Here is a 16198-nt window from a genome sequence, read left to right as displayed (position 1 = left end):
CGGTCAGGCACCGCGGGCGTATTTCGCAAGCCGCGCGTCGAGCACGCCGAGCATGGCCTCGCGCGCCGGATCGCGCGAGCCGCGCAGCCAGACGGCCGCGAGCGGAAGCCGTCCGGCGGTGCTGCCGCGTGTCATCCGCAGCGGCACGAAGCGGACGCCTGAGACCGCGAGCCGCGAGGTCCAGCGCGGCACGATGGCAATGCCGAGTCGCGCGGCGACGAGATGCACGATGGTCTGCTTCTCATCGGCGAACTGCGCGATATCCGGCGACAGCTCGGCCTGTGCGAACAGCTTCATGGTGAGGTCGTGGCTGTGCGGGCGCGACCGGCGGTCCGGGACGATCAGCGGCTGGTCGGCGATGTCGGCGAGCGAGACCGCGGCACGCGAGGCCAGCCGGTGCCGCTGCGGCAGCGCCACCACGGCGCTCTCGCTGAGCAGCGCGCGGAATTCGAGCCTGATATCGGTGCGCTCGGGCGGCCTGACAAAGGCGAGGTCGAGCGCGCCGGAGAGAATCTTGGGCAGCAGCCGGATCGTCTTCTCCTCCATGAGCTGCACCGCGATGTCGGGATGCCGCGCGCGAAAATCGTGCAGCAATTGCGGCAGCAGCCCGGCGGCCGCGCTGTCGATGGCGCCGACGCGCAGCCGCTGCGCCTTCGTGCTTCGGGTACGGCGGCGGAAGCCGGTTTCGACCGCCTCGACGCGGGCCAGGATCGCCCGGGCGTCGCGCAGCAAGGTCGTGCCGTGCTCGGTCAGCGACACCGCGCGCGTGGTGCGGGCGAACAGCGGCGTCGCGAGATCCTCCTCCAGCAGCTTGATCTGGCGTCCGAGCGCCGAGGGCAGCATCTGCAGCCGCTGCGCCGCCTTGCCGAAATGCAGTTCCTCGGCGGCGGCCACGAAGCAGCGGAGCTGGTGCAATTCCATGGTGGGATCCTGAAGAGGCGATGGGCCGGATTATATCATTTTTTTGTATAATGATGCGAGCATTGAAGCCGGCCTGGTTCGCCGCCTACGCTTGTCAGATCAACGACAAGACGGGATAGGGAGGTGACGATGGCCGGAGAGCTGGAGATGCGCGTGCTGCGCAGGATCACGTTGCGCATCGTGCCCTTCATCATGCTGCTCTACTTCGTAGCCTTCATCGACCGTGTCAACGTCGGCTTCGCAGCGCTGACCATGAACAAGGACATCGGGCTGTCAGCCTCGGCCTATGGCTTCGGCGCCGGCATCTTCTTCTGGGGCTATTTCCTGTTCGAGGTCCCCTCCAACCTCGCGCTGGACAAGTTCGGCGCCCGCATCTGGATCGCGCGGGTCATGATCACCTGGGGCATCGTCTCCGGCGCGATGGCGTTCGTGCAGGGACCGACGAGCTTCTATGTGTTGCGCTTCCTGCTTGGTGCTGCGGAAGCAGGCTTCTTCCCCGGAATCATCCTCTATCTCTCCTACTGGTTCCCGGCCCGCCAGCGCGCAGCCGTCACCGCGCTGTTCATGGCCGCCGCGCCGCTCTCCACGGTTCTCGGCTCTCCGGTTTCCGGCGCGCTGCTGGAGATGGACGGCATTCTCGGCTTCAAGGGCTGGCAGTGGCTGTTCCTGATCGAGGCGCTGCCGGCGGTGCTGCTCGGCTTCGTCGTGCTCGCCTACATGACCGATCGTCCGGAGCAGGCGCGCTGGCTCGCCGACGACGAGCGCGACTGGCTGGTGCGCACGATGAATGCCGAGCTGGCGAGCAAGGCCGCCACCGCCAGCCACAGCATCTGGCGCGGGTTGGCCGACATCCGCGTGCTCGCGCTCGCGCTGGTCTATTTCGGCACATCGGCCGGCCTCTACACGCTCGGCGTCTGGGCGCCGCAGATCATCAAGCAGTTCGGCCTGTCGTCGTTCGCCGTCGGCTTCCTCAACGCGGTGCCACCGACCGTGGCCGTGGTCGTCATGATCCTGTGGGCGCGCCATTCCGACCGCACCGCCGAGCGCACCTGGCACGTCGTGCTGGCCTGCGTCGTCGCCGCCGTCGGCCTCTGGCTGGCCGGGCTGTCGACCAGTGTCGCCGCCGTGCTCGCGGCACTTACGCTGGTCAATGTCGGCATCTCCTCCTCGAAGCCGCCGCTGTGGAGCATGCCCACCATGTTCCTGTCCGGCTCGGCCGCCGCGGCGGGCATCGCGACCATCAACTCGATCGGCAATCTCGGCGGCTTCGTCGGTCCCGCGATGATCGGCTGGATCAAGGACCAGACCGGCAGCTTCAACGGCGGGCTCTATTTCGTCGCCGGGCTGCTGGTGGTATCGGCGGTGCTGACCCTGTTGCTGTCACGTTCACAACGTGCAAAGGCCGCTGCGGCCACGCAATCCTGACCCATCACACGGAGCCCTTTCATGCGCACCCATTCCATCGCCGCGATTCCCGCCGACGGCATCGGCCCCGAGGTCATCTCCGAAGGTGTCCGTGTGCTCGAGGCGCTCGCCAAGCGCTCGGGCGACATCAGCTTCAACGTCAAGACCTTCGACTGGGGCTCGGACTACTACAAGAAGCACGGCGTGATGATGCCGGCCGACGGCCTCGCCGAGCTGAAGACGTTCGACGCGATCTATTTCGGCGCGGTCGGCGCTCCCGACGTGCCCGACCACATCACGTTGTGGGGCCTGCGGCTGCCGATCTGCCAGGGATTTGATCAGTACGCCAATGTGCGGCCGACCAAGATCCTGCCCGGTGTGGCCTCGCCCTTGCGCAATGTCGGCGTCGGCGATCTCGACTGGGTGATCGTGCGCGAGAATTCCGAGGGCGAATATGCCGGCATGGGCGGTCGCGCGCACCGCGGCCTGCCGGAGGAGGTCGGCACGGAGGTTGCCGTCTTCACCCGCGTCGGCGTCACCCGCATCATGCGCTACGCGTTCAAGCTGGCGCAGTCGCGGCCGCGCAAGTTCCTCACCGTCGTCACCAAGTCGAATGCGCAACGCCACGGCATGGTGATGTGGGACGAGATCGCCGCCGAAGTGGCGCGGGAATTCCCCGACGTGACCTGGGACAAGATGCTGGTCGACGCGATGACCGTGCGCATGACCCTGCAGCCGAAGAGCCTCGACACCATCGTGGCGACCAATTTGCATGCCGACATCCTGTCCGATCTCGCCGGCGCGCTGGCCGGCAGCCTCGGCGTGGCGCCGACCGGCAACATCGATCCGGAGCGGCGCTTCCCCTCGATGTTCGAGCCGATCCACGGCTCGGCCTTCGACATCACCGGCAAGGGCATCGCCAATCCGGTCGCAACATTCTGGACCGGCGCGCAGATGCTCGAGCATCTCGGTGAGCGGGACGCGGCCGCGCGGCTGATGGCGGCGGTGGAGAAGGTGTGTGCAGCCGGCATCCTCACGCCCGACGTGGGCGGCAAGGCGACGACCAGGGAGGTGACCGACGCCGTCATCGACGCGATCCACGGCTCCAACGTCTGAGGCGTGCTGTTCTCTTGCACAATTCTGGCGTGTTTCGTGTCGCGCTTGCAATGGACGCTGCGGGGCGTATATCAGCGCTTCCGCTGCGTCCGCGCATGCCAATCACATGCGTGTCATAGAGACGCGAGACACGGCTTAAGGAGAAAGGACCCATCATGCGTCGTCACCGTCGAGCCAAGATCGTTGCGACTGTCGGTCCCGCGAGCAATTCTCCGGAGATGCTGAAAGCGCTGTTCCTCGCCGGTGTGGACACCTTTCGTCTCAACTTCAGCCACGGCACCCAGGCCGATCACGCCAAGGTCCATGCCGCGATCCGCGCGCTCGAGAAGGAAGTGCAGCGGCCGATCGGCATCTTGATGGATCTGCAGGGTCCTAAGATTCGCGTCGGCACTCTGCGCGACAAGAAGATCCAGGTCGAAGTCGGCGAGACGATTCGATTTGTCCTCAACGGCACCGAGGGCGACAAGACATCGATTCCGTTGCCGCATCCGGAAATCTTTGCGGCGGTCTCGCCCGGTCACGATCTTCTGATCGATGACGGCCGCGTGCGCGTCCGCGTCACCGGCCTTGGCGACGACTGGATCGAGGCCAAGGTGATCGTCAGCGGCGCGATTTCCAATCACAAGGGCGTCAATCTGCCGGGCACCATTCTGGAGCTGTCGCCGCTGACGGCCAAGGACCGCTCCGATCTCGCCTTCGGGCTCGAGCTCGGCGTCGACTGGGTGGCGCTGTCGTTCGTGCAGAAGCCGTCGGACGTGCTTGAGGCGAGGGGCCTCATCAACGGCCGCGCCGGCATCATGTCCAAGATCGAGAAGCCGGCGGCGCTGGAGCGGATCGACGACATCATCCAGTTGTCGGACGCGATCATGGTCGCGCGCGGCGATCTCGGCGTCGAGATTCCCAACGAGGACGTGCCGGGTAAGCAGAAGGAGCTGGTGCGTGCCTGCCGGCTCGCCGTGAAGCCGGTGATCGTCGCGACGCAGATGCTGGATTCGATGGTGGCGACGCCGACGCCGACGCGCGCCGAGGTCTCGGACGTCGCCACTGCGATCTATGACGGCGCCGACGCGGTGATGCTGTCGGCGGAGTCTGCCAGCGGCCAATACCCGCGCGAGGCGGTGGCGATGATGGACAGCATCATCAAGGCCACCGAAGGCCACAAGATGTATCGCTCGATCGTCGAGGCGACGCAGCCGGGCGAGGAGCAGACGCCGCCGCATGCGGTGGCAACCGCGGCGGCCGATCTCGCCTCGGCGATCCACGCCAGGGCGATCGTGGCCTATACGTCGAGCGGAACCTCGGCCTCGCGCGTTGCGCGCAAGCGGCCGAGCCTGCCGATTCTGGCGATCACGCCGAACGAGGACACCTCGCGGCGCATGTGCCTGCTGTGGGGCGCGCACAGCGTGCTGTCGCAGGACGTGCAGAGCTACGAGGAGATGGTCGAGCGCGCGACCTTCTTCGCCGTGCAGGAGGAGTTCGCTGAAGCCGGCGATCTGCTCGTCGTCGTTGCCGGCATCCCGTTCGCGCGGGCCGGCACCACCAACAATCTGCGCGTCGTCACCGTGCCGAGATAGGAGGCTGATTTTCCCTGTTCGCGCCGCCCGCCTGTCGCCTGATTGTCGCACCCCGCTGGTATCGCGGGGCAGTGACGAAGGACGTCGCGAGTCGAACGAGCGGTGTCCGGTCGCGGTCCGGCAGGATGGGTTCTGCCGGTGGGGCGTTTCGTCATCGCGGTGTCATCAGGGACTGTTAGGTGGGCGCGCATGGGACTTGAGACTGCTGGTGAAGAAAGCCCGGCTCGGCGCTTTCGGACGTTGTTCATCTCGGACGTTCATCTCGGAGCCCGCGGCTCGCAGGCCAATCTCCTCGTCGATTTCCTGCGCCACCATGATGCAGATACGATCTATCTGGTCGGCGACATCATCGACGGCTGGGCGCTCAAATCGAGCTGGCATTGGCCGCAGTCGCATAACGACCTGGTGCAGAAGATGCTGCGCAAGGCACGCAAGGGCGCCAAGATCGTCTACGTCCCCGGCAATCACGACGAGTTCCTGCGCGGTTATTACGGCACGCATTTCGGCGGCATCGATGTCGTCGAGAACATCGTCCACACCGGCGCTGACGGCAAACGCTATCTGGTGATCCACGGCGACATCTTTGATCTGGTCGTGCAGAACGCGCGCTGGCTCGCCCATCTCGGCGACAAGGCCTATGACTTCGCGATCCAGATGAACCGTCTGGTCAACTTCTTCCGTCGCATGTTCGGCGTTCCCTATTGGTCGCTGTCGCAATGGGCCAAGCAGAAGGTCAAGAACGCGGTGAACTACATCGGCGCGTTCGAGACGGCGCTGGCCTCCGAGGCGCGAAGGCATGGCGCTGACGGCGTGATCTGCGGCCACATCCATTGCGCTGTCATCCGCGATCAGGACGACATTCGCTACATGAATTGCGGCGACTGGGTCGAGAGCTGCACGGCGCTGGTCGAGCACGAGGACGGCCGCTTCGAGATCCTCACCTGGACCGATCCGCTGCGGCAGCGCGCGCCGGTTCCCCAACTGGCCGCTCGCGCCGCCTGACACCGGCTCCCTTGCCTCTCGGCAATCGGGCGCGGTAAAATAGGGGCATGACAGCTCATTCCCCGATCCTGCCCGTGACCGCCGCCGACATCGATGCGGCGGCACGCGTCCTCGCGCCCGTGGCCGTGCGGACTCCGCTGCTGCCGGCTCCCGTGCTGAGCGAGCAGTTCAAAGCGAACGTCTTCGTGAAGCCGGAGGTGCTGCAGCGGACCGGCTCGTTCAAGTTCCGCGGCGCCTACAACAAGCTGGCGTCGATCCCGCAGGCAGCGCGCGGCAACGGCGTCGTCGCATTCTCCTCCGGCAATCATGCGCAGGGCGTCGCCCATGCCGCCACATTGCTGGGCATGGACGCCACGATCGTGATGCCCTCGGATGCGCCGGCGGCCAAGCGCGAGCGCACCAAGGCGTTCGGTGCCGAGGTCGTGCTCTATGATCGCGATCGCGAGGACCGCGAAGCGATCGCGCGCGACATCGCAGCAAAGCGCGGCTCGACGGTGGTGCCGCCCTATGACGATCCCCACGTCATCGCAGGGCAGGGCACCGTCGGTCGTGAAATCGCCGAGGACCTTGCGGCGCTCGGCCTGTCGCCGGATCTGGTGATCGTCCCGGCTTCGGGCGGTGGACTGCTTGCCGGCGTCTCGACCGCGGTCAAGGCGCGCTTTCCCAGCACCCGGATGGTCGTGGCTGAGCCCAAGGGCTTTGACGACCATGCGCGCTCGCTGCGGGCCGGCCACCGCGAGGCCCATGATGCGAAGGGACGCACCATCTGCGACGCGCTGATGGCGGCGATTCCGGGCGAGATCACCTTCGCGATCAACAGCCAACTTCTGTCGGCTGCGGTCGAGGCCTCGGATGAGGAGGTGGGGCGCGCGGTCGGCTTTGCCTTCCGGGAGCTGAAGCTCGTCGTCGAGCCCGGTGGTTCAGTCGGGCTTGCGGCATTGCTGGCTGGCCGGCTGGATGTGGCGGGCAAGACGGTGGTGATCGTTTTGTCCGGCGGCAATGTCGATGCTGAGCTCTACGCCAGGCTGATCGCCTGACGATCAAGCCTCAGTGAAAGCTGAGGCCGCCTTTTGCAGATCCCCCACCGCCGATCCGCAGTCCGGACTGCGCGACGTGCGGCGTGCCCCGCGTCGGGCCGCCCTGCATCCCTCCTTGGCCACGCGCCATCGACGGACGCGACGCGTTGACGTTCGGCTTGAACGGTCCGGAATTGCCGGGGAAGGGACGCCGGACCTCGCGGGTGTCGAATGGCCGCCCAGGACTGCGCTTCACTGGGTCGCGCTGGATCTTCGCGGCGACAGGCGGATTTGCCGGCGGCATGATCCTGTCGCGCAACCTGGTCTGAGCGATAGGCCTGGGATCGACGACCTTGTTGGGACCCGCGTTGTTGATGGCATTGCCTTTCGTGACCACCGTTGGCGGCATCGGTCCGCGCGGCGGCACGGTGGTGACCGGCAGCTTCGATTGCAGGCCTGGATGGCTCTGGATCTGGGCGCCGGGATTGAACGGCCGCGCGATCGGTGCCAGTTGCGGTGGCATGATGAGACGGCTCGGTTGCAGCACGGGGATGGGCCGAGGCTGTCCCTGCAGCCGCAGCGCGACCGGCGCATATGGGCTGTCGGCATAGGCTTCTCGGAAGCTCTGATAGGCGGCCGGCGAATTCGCCAGCACGGCCTGGTGCCACGCCGCGGCCTGCACGAGGCCAGCGAGCAGTGCGCGGATGCGGTCGGCGAGCGGATCGCGCGGGTACATCGCGATGAACTCGCGATAATACTGCGGACGATTCTCCGACAGCACGTAGTCATAGGCCTGCCGCACGGAACGGCTCGGCAGGTCGGCGGCCATCTGCACCACCGGCGCGTTCTCCGGCGCGCGCGCTGCGGCAACCAGGGATTCGCCGAAGAAGGTGAAATCACTGGTCAACGACGAGCTTTCCCACGGCGTCTGTCGACCATCGGTGCTCTGGTTCACCTGCAGGCGAATGCGCTTGAACAATTGCTCGATCGGCAGGTTCGGCTGCCGCGCCAGGTTCAGGAACGCCTGCGCGTACGGGCTGTGCTCGCCACGCCCGTCGAGCGCCTCCTCGCCAGGCGAGGTCGAATATCCGAGGATGGAGCCGTTCGGTGCGTCGACGATGGCAAGTCCGCGTCCGGCATCGTTGATGGCAGGGAATGGATTGTTGCGGCAGGCGTCCAGCACGACGATCCGCATGCGGCTCGGGATGGCGTCGAGCGTTGCCATCAGGTCCACCAGACGGATCGTCCCCGTCGCCAGGTCGGAGGGCGCTGAGATACGGGCATCGATCGGGATCAGATAGTTCTCGCCCGCGAGCTGAACCCCGTGGCCGGCGTAGTAGACCATTGCCACGGTGTTCGGGCCGTTTGCTGCCACCCGGCTCGAAAAATCCTGGACGACCTTGAGCATCTCGTTCTGCGTCAGGTCGGTCGCCGTGATCACCTCGAAGCCGGCCGAGTTCAACAGCTTGGCGACAGCATGGGCGTCGTTGTCCGGGTTCTCCAGCGGTGGCGCGTTCTGATAGCTCGCATTGCCGATCACGAGTGCGACGCGTGGCTCGGCTCCTTGAGGGATCGCTGCGGGGGTGTTGCTCTCCTTTGCAGGTGAGGGAGCTGCCAGCGCGCGCGGTGGCGTGTGAAGGTTGTCGATCTCACTGCCGGCGGCGAACGCCGAGTCCGGGCCGACCCAGGCCATCAGGCCCAGCAGCGCGGACATGAGCAGGGATTTCCAGGCGGATGTTACAGCGCGAAATTTCGGAACGGACACGGCGTTCTCCTCGAGCATGCGCCAAGCGAATGGCTTGAGGATCAGGCTACGCAGATCACGCAGCAGCGTACGTGATCCGCGTCACCTATCAACGCAGCACCTTTCGGTGCTCAGTGATCGGGGTTCGATAGGAGGTGGCCGAGACGCTCTCGCCCTACGAGAAGAATGCGATCTTCTCAGGCTGGGTCATGCGACGGATCGGCGCCAGCAAGTCATTGGCGGGCGCCTGTGGCCGCTGCAGAAGGCCGTTCGACAGGAGCGTCGATCCCAGCGACGGCTCGTAGGCAGGCCTGGGCATCGCGGATGCACTGGTGCTGTGAGCCGCGGCGGCGGTCGGGCGGACCTGCTGGCTCGGCGCAACGTCGGCCTGCGGCGCTGCGGGAGATTGAGCTGCGACCGCAGCCGCCACGGCGGCCAGGGTCTCGATGGTGATCGCCTCCGGAAGCGGTGCCGATACGGGCACGCTGGGGACTGGCGCCGGGGCTGGAGGCGAGGCCATGCGCGGGGCAGCCGCGGGCGGGGCCGGCATCGGCGGGGCATACATTGGCGGGGCAGACATCGTAGGCGCAGCGGGAGCCGACGCCGCCGTGGCAACCGGGACTTCTGCCGTGGTCAGCGCGAGATCCGGCTCCGACGGCGCCGGCTCGCTGAAGCTCGCGACGATGTCGTCGTCGACCGAGGTTGGCTCCTCAATGTCGAAGCCAAGCGTCCTGGCCCGGCTGAACTCCTCGTCGTCGATCGGATCGGGAGCACCCATCTCCGCCGCGACCAATTCCAGGATGGCTTCGTCGTGGGCTTCTGCGGCGACAGCGTCATCCAGGGCCGCCGCGGCGTGCTGCTCGATTTCGAGAAGGGTTTCGTCCACCGACGGCTCGGTCGCAATTTCGGGGGGCTGCACCACCGCCGCAGCGTCGGTGTCAACCATCCTGGCTTCAACCGCTGCGGCCGCCATGATCGCGGTGTCAGCGCCAGAGGATGTCTCGACCGATTCGATCGCGGCCACCGCTGCAACGAGCGGAATGGTCATCTCGAGCCCGGCTTGGGCCGCCTCCGTCTGTTCCGGCACGGGCAACGGCCCCGAAGCCACCTGCGGCTCAGCCGAGACCGTCGCCTCCGCAGCCGGACCCGATGCGACATCAGGTACTGGCGGGGCGGCGGACTCGGTCGCCGGCTTGATCTCGTCAGCCGCGGGCGGAACGCTTGCTTCCGCCGCGTCGAGCTCCTTCAGCCGCGTCTTGATGATCTCGAAGGCCGCAAGCAGTGCGACCTTGGGGTCGGCACTCGCAAGCTGGTCGCACGCGGCCTCGATCGATGTGACCTGTGAATCGATCAGGTCGCAGATCCGGGAATCGGCGCCGATCTCGCGCCAGCGCCAGGAAATTTCCTTGATGATTCGGATGCCCTTGCGCACCGGCGCCAGGTTCTGCTCAAGGGCCATGCTGTCGACCGCAGAGGCTGCGGCGAGTGCAGCGTCTTCGACCGAGGCGCGGATCGCGGCCAGCGCCTCGGGCAGCGCCTTACTGTCGGCCTGCTCGAACTCCTGCTGCTGCTGACGCTGCGAGGCCAGCGCATGCTCGATGCGGGCCACGGCGTCGAGCACCATGCTGGTGTCGGCATTGCGGTTGCGTTTGGCGTATTCGCCGAGGAACCAGCGGCCTCGGGACGTCTCCATGAAGGCGTCGCGGATCGCCTCGTAATCGGCCTCGTTCGGCTGAGCCGCGCGGGCGGATATCGGCGAGAGGGCGAAGACTTCATCGACCATGGCAAACCTATCGCGCACATTGCTGCGCGTTGGCATAACGATCACCATGATATTGATCGAATCGCAATTGAATTGATGCCACTGTCCCGACAAATCTCCACCACATCGCCGGTATTGTCGCGCCGATTCGCGGACAGGTTGGGGCTGTTCTATGGCGCGGTGTTCATGCTGTCGGGGACGCATCTGCCGTTTTTCCCCGTGTGGCTACGGGCGATCGGGCTGGACGCCTCGTGGATCGGTGTGATCATCGCGGTTCCCGCCGTGACCCGCTTCACCGTCCTGCCGTTGATCACCGCGGTTGCCGAGCGCCGGCAGGCCCTGCGCGCCGCGATGCGGCTGACCACCTTCGCAACGGCATCGGGCTTTGTGGTTCTCGCCTTCCAGCGCGAACCTTGGCTGGTATTCCTGGTCTACGTGGCAACCTGCTGTCTATGGACACCCGTTGTCCCGCTGACGGACGCTTATGCGCTCCGTGGCGTGATGAGCTATGGCCTGAACTACGGTCGCCTGCGGCTGTGGGGATCGGCCGCATTCATCGCCGGAACGCTGCTGTGCGGCGGGGTGGCCGACCTCGCGCCGTCGTCCGAGCTGATCTGGATCATCCTCTTGGTCGCGCTGTGCGGTGCGGCAAGCAGCCTGCTGCTGCAGGCGCTGCCGCCCCTGCCGCATGGCGCCGGCCTGGCCCGGGACGGGCGCAGTCCGCTGGGCCATCCGAGCTTCCTCTGCATCATCGCGGCTTCGGCGCTGATCCAGGCCAGCCACGCGGCCTACTACACGTTCTCCGCCATCGCGTGGAAGGCGCAGGGCTTCAGCGGGCTGACCATCGCTTGGCTCTGGACCATGGGCGTGCTGGCCGAGATCGTCGTGTTCGCCCTGTCACCACGCTTCACGTTGGCGCCCGCCAACCTGGTCATGATCGGTGCAGCGGCGGCCGTGCTGCGCTGGAGCCTCACGGCTCAGGAGCCGCATGCAGCCGGGCTCGCCGCGGTCCAGATCAGTCACGGCTTCACCTTCGGGCTGACCCTGGTCGGAACCATGGGGCTGCTGGTCCGCCATGTGCCGGCGCAACTGACGGCGCGCGGGCAGGGCTATTATGCGGCTGCGAGCGGCGTGGTCGGCTCGGCGGCATCGGCCCTCTCGGGGCCGGTCTATGCGGCCTATGGACCCGGTGTCTACTACGTGATGGCCGCGATGGCCGGAGCGGGTGGCGTCCTGATGTGGATCGCGCACCGAAGCCTGTCGCTTCAGCCCCACAACGCCTGATCGGGCGGATAGACCAGGCTGTCCTCGTAGTGCAGGCCGTGCTCGCAATCCTCGGCGAGCAGCAGCGGTCCGTCCAGATCGACGAAACGGGCGAGCGGCGTCAGCAGCATGGCCGGTGCCATCGAGAGCGATGTCGCCACCATGCAGCCGACCATGATGTCGAAGCCGAGCGCGCGCGCGGCATCGGCCATGGCAAGCGCCTCGGTGAGCCCTCCGGCCTTGTCGAGCTTGATGTTGACGGCGTCGTAGCGTCCGCGCAGCGCTTCGAGCGAGTTGCGGTCGTGCACGCTCTCGTCGGCGCACACCGCGAGCGGGCGCGCGATGTTGGCGAGCGCTTCGTCGTTTCCTGCGGGAAGCGGCTGCTCGACCAGCGTGACGCCGGCGGCGGCGCAGGCCGCGAGATTGGACTCCAAATTCGCCTCGGTCCAGGCCTCGTTGGCATCGACGATCAGTTGTGACTGCGGAGCTGCCTCGCGCACGGCTGCAATCCGCGCCGGATCGCCGTCGCCGCCGAGCTTGATCTTGAGCAGCGGGCGGTGCGCGGCCTTGGCCGCAGCTTTGGTCATCACGTCGGGGGTCCCGAGCGAAATCGTGTAGGCGGTCACGCATGGCCCCGGCGCGCGGCGTCCGAGCAGGTCCCAGATGCGCCGGCCGCTCCGCTTGGCTTCAAGGTCGAGCAGCGCGCAGTCGAGCGCATTGCGCGCCGCCCCCGGTGGCATCGCCGTCTGCAGGGCGTTGCGGTCGAGACCAGAGGCGATCGCATCGCGCATCGCGAGCAGCGCGCTCAACGATGCCTCGGGGGTCTCGCCATAGCGCGCATAGGGCACGCATTCGCCGCGGCCGACGATCGTGCCGTGTCGCACTTCCGCGATCACCGTGACCGCTTCGGTCTTGGCGCCGCGGCTGATCGTGAAGCTGCCGGCGATCGGCCAGTGGCCGATCCGGGCGTCCAGTATTGGAAAACCGTTGGAAGTCATTTGAAAGTCTGGCGATTTGTGAACCGGAATGAGGCGCTTGGGGCTTGCGCGATCTGACCGACTATGGCTGTTGATAGTGGTCTCCGGCAAGGTGGTAGCGACGCGGTGGGATTTTTCTCGTCAAGGAGCGGACGTCCGAGGCTCCGAGGATGGCCGTCGTGAAGGGCGGCCCTGATTTGCAGCGCAGTGGCGATGGCAACGCGCTGTCGCTGCGCGCGACCGGCGCTTGGACTGCGCCCTTTGCGCCGTCGCTCGAACGGCTTGTCGCCGATGCCGAAAAGCTCGCCGGCAAGAAGATCGATGTCTCGATCGACGTCTCCCAGGTGTCCAAGCTCGACACGTTCGGCGCCTGGCTGATCGAGCGGCTGCGCCGCAGCTTCACGACCGGAACCGTCGAGGTCCGGATCGATGGGCTCTCTGCGAACTACGCCAGCCTAGTCGACGAGGTTCGCCGCGTCAGCACCGCGCCCAATGGCGACGCGACGATGGTGACCATCACCGGCATGCTCGGCCAGATCGGCCTCAGTGTCGCCGGCATCTTCGGCACGGTCGCCGCGCTGATCGACATGCTCGGCGCCGTGATCGTCGCCAGCGGCCGGGTCCTCGTTCATCCCCGCAGCTTCCGGCTGACCTCGACCATCCATCATCTCGAGCAGGTGTGCTGGCGCGCGGTGCCGATCATCGTGCTGATCACCTTCCTGATCGGCTGCATCATCGCCCAGCAGGGCATCTTCCATTTCCGCAGGTTCGGCGCCGACATCTTCGTGGTCGACATGCTCGGCGTGCTGGTGCTGCGCGAGATCGGCGTGCTGCTTGTGGCGATCATGATCGCCGGCCGCTCGGGCAGCGCCTACACGGCCGAGCTCGGCTCGATGAAGATGCGCGAGGAGATCGATGCGCTGCGTACCATGGGCTTCGATCCGATCGAGGTCCTGATCCTGCCGCGCATGCTCGCGCTGGTGATCGCGCTGCCGATCCTGGCCTTCCTCGGCGACATCGCCGCGCTCTATGGCGGCGGGCTGGTGGCGTGGTTCTATGGCGGCGTCGATCCCGAGGCCTTCCTGCTGCGCCTTCGCGATGCGATCTCGATCGATCATTTCACGGTCGGGCTGCTCAAGGCGCCGGTGATGGCGGCGGTGATCGGGATCGTCGCCTGCGTCGAAGGACTGGCCGTGCAGGGCAGCGCCGAGTCGCTCGGGCGCCACACCACCTCATCGGTGGTGAAGGGTATCTTCTTCGTCATCGTGATGGACGGCGTGTTCGCGATCTTCTTCGCCGCGGTCGGGATGTGACATGACGCAGGAGATGTCCGATCCGATCATCCGCGTGCGTGACGTCACCGTGCAGTTCGGCAAGACGCGCGTGCTCGACGGGCTCGACCTCGATGTCAAGCGCGGCGAGATCCTGGGCTTCGTCGGTCCCTCCGGTGCGGGCAAGTCGGTGCTGACGCGCACCATCATCGGCCTGGTGCCCAAGCTGTCGGGCAACATCGAGGTGTTCGGCGTCGATCTCGACGCCGCCGATCGTGCCGGCCGCCGCGCCGTCGAGCGGCGCTGGGGCGTGCTGTTCCAGCAGGGCGCGTTGTTCTCCTCGCTCACGGTGCGGCAGAACATCCAGTTCCCGGTCCGGGAATATCTCAAGGTCTCGCAGCGTTTGCTCGACGAGATCATGGTCGCCAAGCTGGTGATGGTCGGATTGCGGCCCGATGTTGCTGATCGTTTCCCGAGCGAGCTGTCGGGGGGCATGATCAAGCGCGTCGCGCTGGCCCGCGCGCTCGCGCTCGATCCGGAGCTGGTGTTCCTCGATGAGCCGACCTCGGGGCTCGACCCGATCGGCGCCGGCGATTTCGACGAGCTTGTCCGTACCCTGCAGCGCACTTTGGGACTGACCGTTTTCATGGTAACCCATGATCTCGACAGCCTGTATACGGCGTGCGACCGCATCGCCGTGCTGGGCAACGGCAAGATTATCGCTGCGGGATCGATGGCCGACATGCAGGCCTCGGAACATCCGTGGCTCCGGCAGTATTTCCACGGCAAGCGTGCACGGGCCGTGATGGGTTAGTGCGTAGCGCCCCTCGGGGCGATTATTTTTGTGAGCGGGAGTGGGGACTCCTGCGACATAGCTGATGGGGTGGGTGCCGCAGTCCGGCGCCAACCGAGAGCGCATGGGAGCGGCGGCTGGGATCTCCGCTGCGACGTGCCGGTACCGGAGTTGGTAATGGAAACGCGGGCGAATTACGTCCTGATCGGATCGTTCACGCTGGCAGTGATTGCCGCGGCGGTCGGGTTTGTCCTCTGGTTTCAGAGCCTGCACACGACCAAGCAGCGCAGCCCGCTGCGGGTCGTGTTCGAGGGGCCGGCCGCGGGTCTGCGCAACGGCGGCAGCGTCAACTTCAATGGTATCCGGGTCGGTGAGGTCATCTCGGTCAAGCTCGACAATCCGCGCCGCGTCGTGGCGCTGGCGATGGTCGAGAACAACGCGCCGATCCGCAAGGACACCCTGGTCGGGCTCGAGTTCCAGGGACTGACCGGCGTCGCCGCGATCTCGCTGAAGGGCGGCGAGGAGGCTGCGCCGCCGCCGCCGCTCGACGAGGATGGCGTGCCGGTGCTGCGTGCCGATCCGACCCGGCTGCAGGACGTGACCGAAGCGATCCGCGCCACCCTGCAGAACATCAACAAGGTGGTCGCCGACAACCAGGACGCCGTGAAGAACTCGATCAAGAACCTCGAGGTCTTCACCCAGTCGCTGGCCCGCAATTCCGAGCGCATCGATGGCGTCATGAGCCGTGTCGACGGCATCATGGGCAAGGCCGATACCCTGATGCTCGGTCTCAACACGCTGGCCGGCGGCAAGGATGGCGGCGAGCTGTTCCTGACGGTGAAATCGATCCGCGAGCTCGCCGAGGATCTGGACAAGCGCTCCGGCGCGCTGATGGCCGATGGACGGCGCACGCTGTCCGACATCAGCCGCGCCGTGAACAATTTCGATCGCAATCCGACCCGGGTCCTGTTCGGGGCCAGCAACGCCAGCCCGAGCAACGCCCAGGCCTCGCAGCCCGCGCCCGCACCGCCGGCGGCGACGGGACGGCGGTGACGCGAGCGAGTTGCGAATAGGGAAGTAGCGAATAGGGGCGCGCGGCAGCGGACTGCGCTCCATCGTTGTCGCTATCCACCGCTGCTGGCTGGCTACGGAGCACGTCGCACACCGTTGTGCCGGCGATGCGGGGCCCGAACGGCCAAGGCCGAAAGCGCCTTCATTGCATCTCCAAACGCGAAGCGGAGGCCTCGTGGCCTCCGCTTTTTCTTCTTGTCGCAGCGCTGGTTCTACTGAACCCTTCGCTACTCGCTACTCGCTACTCGCTACTCGCTACTCGCTACTCGCTACTCGCCCATTCG

13 protein-coding genes are annotated in these 16198 nt (G+C 66.5%); 9 read left to right on the top strand and 4 right to left on the bottom strand.

Annotated features, from left to right (window positions below; all coding sequences use genetic code 11):
- Positions 1–3: 3 nt before the first annotated feature.
- Positions 4–921: a LysR family transcriptional regulator gene (locus QX070_RS20490; RefSeq protein ID WP_315738832.1), complete on the bottom strand. Its 918-nt coding sequence runs from the start codon at positions 919–921 to the stop codon at positions 4–6.
- Positions 922–1050: 129 nt separating this feature from the next.
- Between QX070_RS20490 and QX070_RS20485 the strand changes: the two genes are divergently transcribed.
- The 5 genes from QX070_RS20485 to QX070_RS20465 all read left to right on the top strand — a co-directional run bounded on the left by QX070_RS20485 (position 1051) and on the right by QX070_RS20465 (position 7054).
- Positions 1051–2346 (top strand): D-galactonate transporter, encoded by a 1296-nt coding sequence (locus tag QX070_RS20485; protein WP_315738831.1) that lies wholly within the window; start codon positions 1051–1053, stop codon positions 2344–2346.
- 21 nt (positions 2347–2367) lie between these two features.
- The gene (locus tag QX070_RS20480; RefSeq protein ID WP_315738830.1) at positions 2368–3441 is read left to right on the top strand and encodes a tartrate dehydrogenase; all 1074 of its coding nucleotides are present in this window, start codon (positions 2368–2370) and stop codon (positions 3439–3441) included.
- A gap of 155 nt (positions 3442–3596) precedes the next feature.
- Entirely contained in the window at positions 3597–5015 is a 1419-nt protein-coding gene (gene pyk / locus QX070_RS20475; RefSeq protein WP_315738829.1) for a pyruvate kinase, read from the top strand.
- 189 nt (positions 5016–5204) lie between these two features.
- A complete protein-coding gene (locus QX070_RS20470; RefSeq protein ID WP_315738828.1) occupies positions 5205–6017 on the top strand; it encodes a UDP-2,3-diacylglucosamine diphosphatase in 813 nt (270 codons plus the stop codon).
- A 47-nt stretch (positions 6018–6064) separates the two neighbouring features.
- A complete protein-coding gene (locus tag QX070_RS20465; protein ID WP_315738827.1) occupies positions 6065–7054 on the top strand; it encodes a threonine/serine dehydratase in 990 nt (329 codons plus the stop codon).
- A gap of 10 nt (positions 7055–7064) precedes the next feature.
- Here the strand turns inward: QX070_RS20465 and QX070_RS20460 are convergent, their stop codons facing one another.
- Both QX070_RS20460 and QX070_RS20455 read right to left on the bottom strand, forming a co-directional pair.
- Positions 7065–8798 carry a caspase family protein gene (locus QX070_RS20460; protein WP_409999177.1) on the bottom strand — a complete coding sequence of 578 codons (1734 nt, stop codon included), beginning with the start codon at positions 8796–8798 and terminating at the stop codon, positions 7065–7067.
- A 154-nt stretch (positions 8799–8952) separates the two neighbouring features.
- Entirely contained in the window at positions 8953–10560 is a 1608-nt protein-coding gene (locus QX070_RS20455) for a hypothetical protein (protein ID WP_315738825.1), read from the bottom strand.
- Between the two features lie 75 nt (positions 10561–10635).
- Here QX070_RS20455 and QX070_RS20450 point away from each other — a divergent pair, with 75 nt between their 5' ends.
- Positions 10636–11823, top strand: a complete 1188-nt coding sequence (locus tag QX070_RS20450; RefSeq protein ID WP_315738824.1) for an MFS transporter — start codon at positions 10636–10638, stop codon at positions 11821–11823.
- On the opposite strand, the gene dgcA is transcribed toward QX070_RS20450, so the two are convergent.
- Positions 11805–12800, bottom strand: coding sequence for an N-acetyl-D-Glu racemase DgcA (gene dgcA / locus QX070_RS20445; RefSeq protein ID WP_315738823.1), 996 nt, complete (start codon positions 12798–12800; stop codon positions 11805–11807). The genes QX070_RS20450 and dgcA overlap by 19 nt on opposite strands.
- 158 nt (positions 12801–12958) lie before the next feature.
- On the opposite strand from dgcA, the gene QX070_RS20440 reads away from it, so the two are divergent.
- The 3 genes from QX070_RS20440 (at position 12959) to QX070_RS20430 (ending at position 15896) form a co-directional block, all read left to right on the top strand.
- Positions 12959–14092: an ABC transporter permease gene (locus QX070_RS20440; protein ID WP_315739128.1), complete on the top strand. Its 1134-nt coding sequence runs from the start codon at positions 12959–12961 to the stop codon at positions 14090–14092.
- Between the two features lies 1 nt (position 14093).
- Positions 14094–14864, top strand: coding sequence for an ABC transporter ATP-binding protein (locus QX070_RS20435; protein WP_315738822.1), 771 nt, complete (start codon positions 14094–14096; stop codon positions 14862–14864).
- Between the two features lie 156 nt (positions 14865–15020).
- Positions 15021–15896 carry an MlaD family protein gene (locus tag QX070_RS20430; protein WP_315738821.1) on the top strand — a complete coding sequence of 292 codons (876 nt, stop codon included), beginning with the start codon at positions 15021–15023 and terminating at the stop codon, positions 15894–15896.
- The last annotated feature ends 302 nt before the right edge of the window (positions 15897–16198 follow it).

Origin of the sequence: Bradyrhizobium sp. SZCCHNR1093 (genome assembly GCF_032381175.1) — a bacterium.
GTDB lineage: Bacteria > Pseudomonadota > Alphaproteobacteria > Rhizobiales > Xanthobacteraceae > Bradyrhizobium.
Note: the sequence above shows the minus strand (reverse complement) of the source record. Positions and strands in the feature narration are given on the sequence as shown.

What these genes read in the sequence shown, in the direction of transcription:
- QX070_RS20490 (WP_315738832.1), bottom strand. Translation starts at nt 921, where the DNA reads ATGGAATTGCACCAGCTCCGCTGCTTCGTGGCCGCCGCCGAGGAACTG.
- QX070_RS20485 (WP_315738831.1), top strand. Translation starts at nt 1,051, where the DNA reads ATGGCCGGAGAGCTGGAGATGCGCGTGCTGCGCAGGATCACGTTGCGC.
- QX070_RS20480 (WP_315738830.1), top strand. Translation starts at nt 2,368, where the DNA reads ATGCGCACCCATTCCATCGCCGCGATTCCCGCCGACGGCATCGGCCCC.
- pyk (WP_315738829.1), top strand. Translation starts at nt 3,597, where the DNA reads ATGCGTCGTCACCGTCGAGCCAAGATCGTTGCGACTGTCGGTCCCGCG.
- QX070_RS20470 (WP_315738828.1), top strand. Translation starts at nt 5,205, where the DNA reads ATGGGACTTGAGACTGCTGGTGAAGAAAGCCCGGCTCGGCGCTTTCGG.
- QX070_RS20465 (WP_315738827.1), top strand. Translation starts at nt 6,065, where the DNA reads ATGACAGCTCATTCCCCGATCCTGCCCGTGACCGCCGCCGACATCGAT.
- QX070_RS20455 (WP_315738825.1), bottom strand. Translation starts at nt 10,560, where the DNA reads ATGGTCGATGAAGTCTTCGCCCTCTCGCCGATATCCGCCCGCGCGGCT.
- QX070_RS20450 (WP_315738824.1), top strand. Translation starts at nt 10,636, where the DNA reads ATGCCACTGTCCCGACAAATCTCCACCACATCGCCGGTATTGTCGCGC.
- dgcA (WP_315738823.1), bottom strand. Translation starts at nt 12,800, where the DNA reads ATGACTTCCAACGGTTTTCCAATACTGGACGCCCGGATCGGCCACTGG.
- QX070_RS20435 (WP_315738822.1), top strand. Translation starts at nt 14,094, where the DNA reads ATGACGCAGGAGATGTCCGATCCGATCATCCGCGTGCGTGACGTCACC.
- QX070_RS20430 (WP_315738821.1), top strand. Translation starts at nt 15,021, where the DNA reads ATGGAAACGCGGGCGAATTACGTCCTGATCGGATCGTTCACGCTGGCA.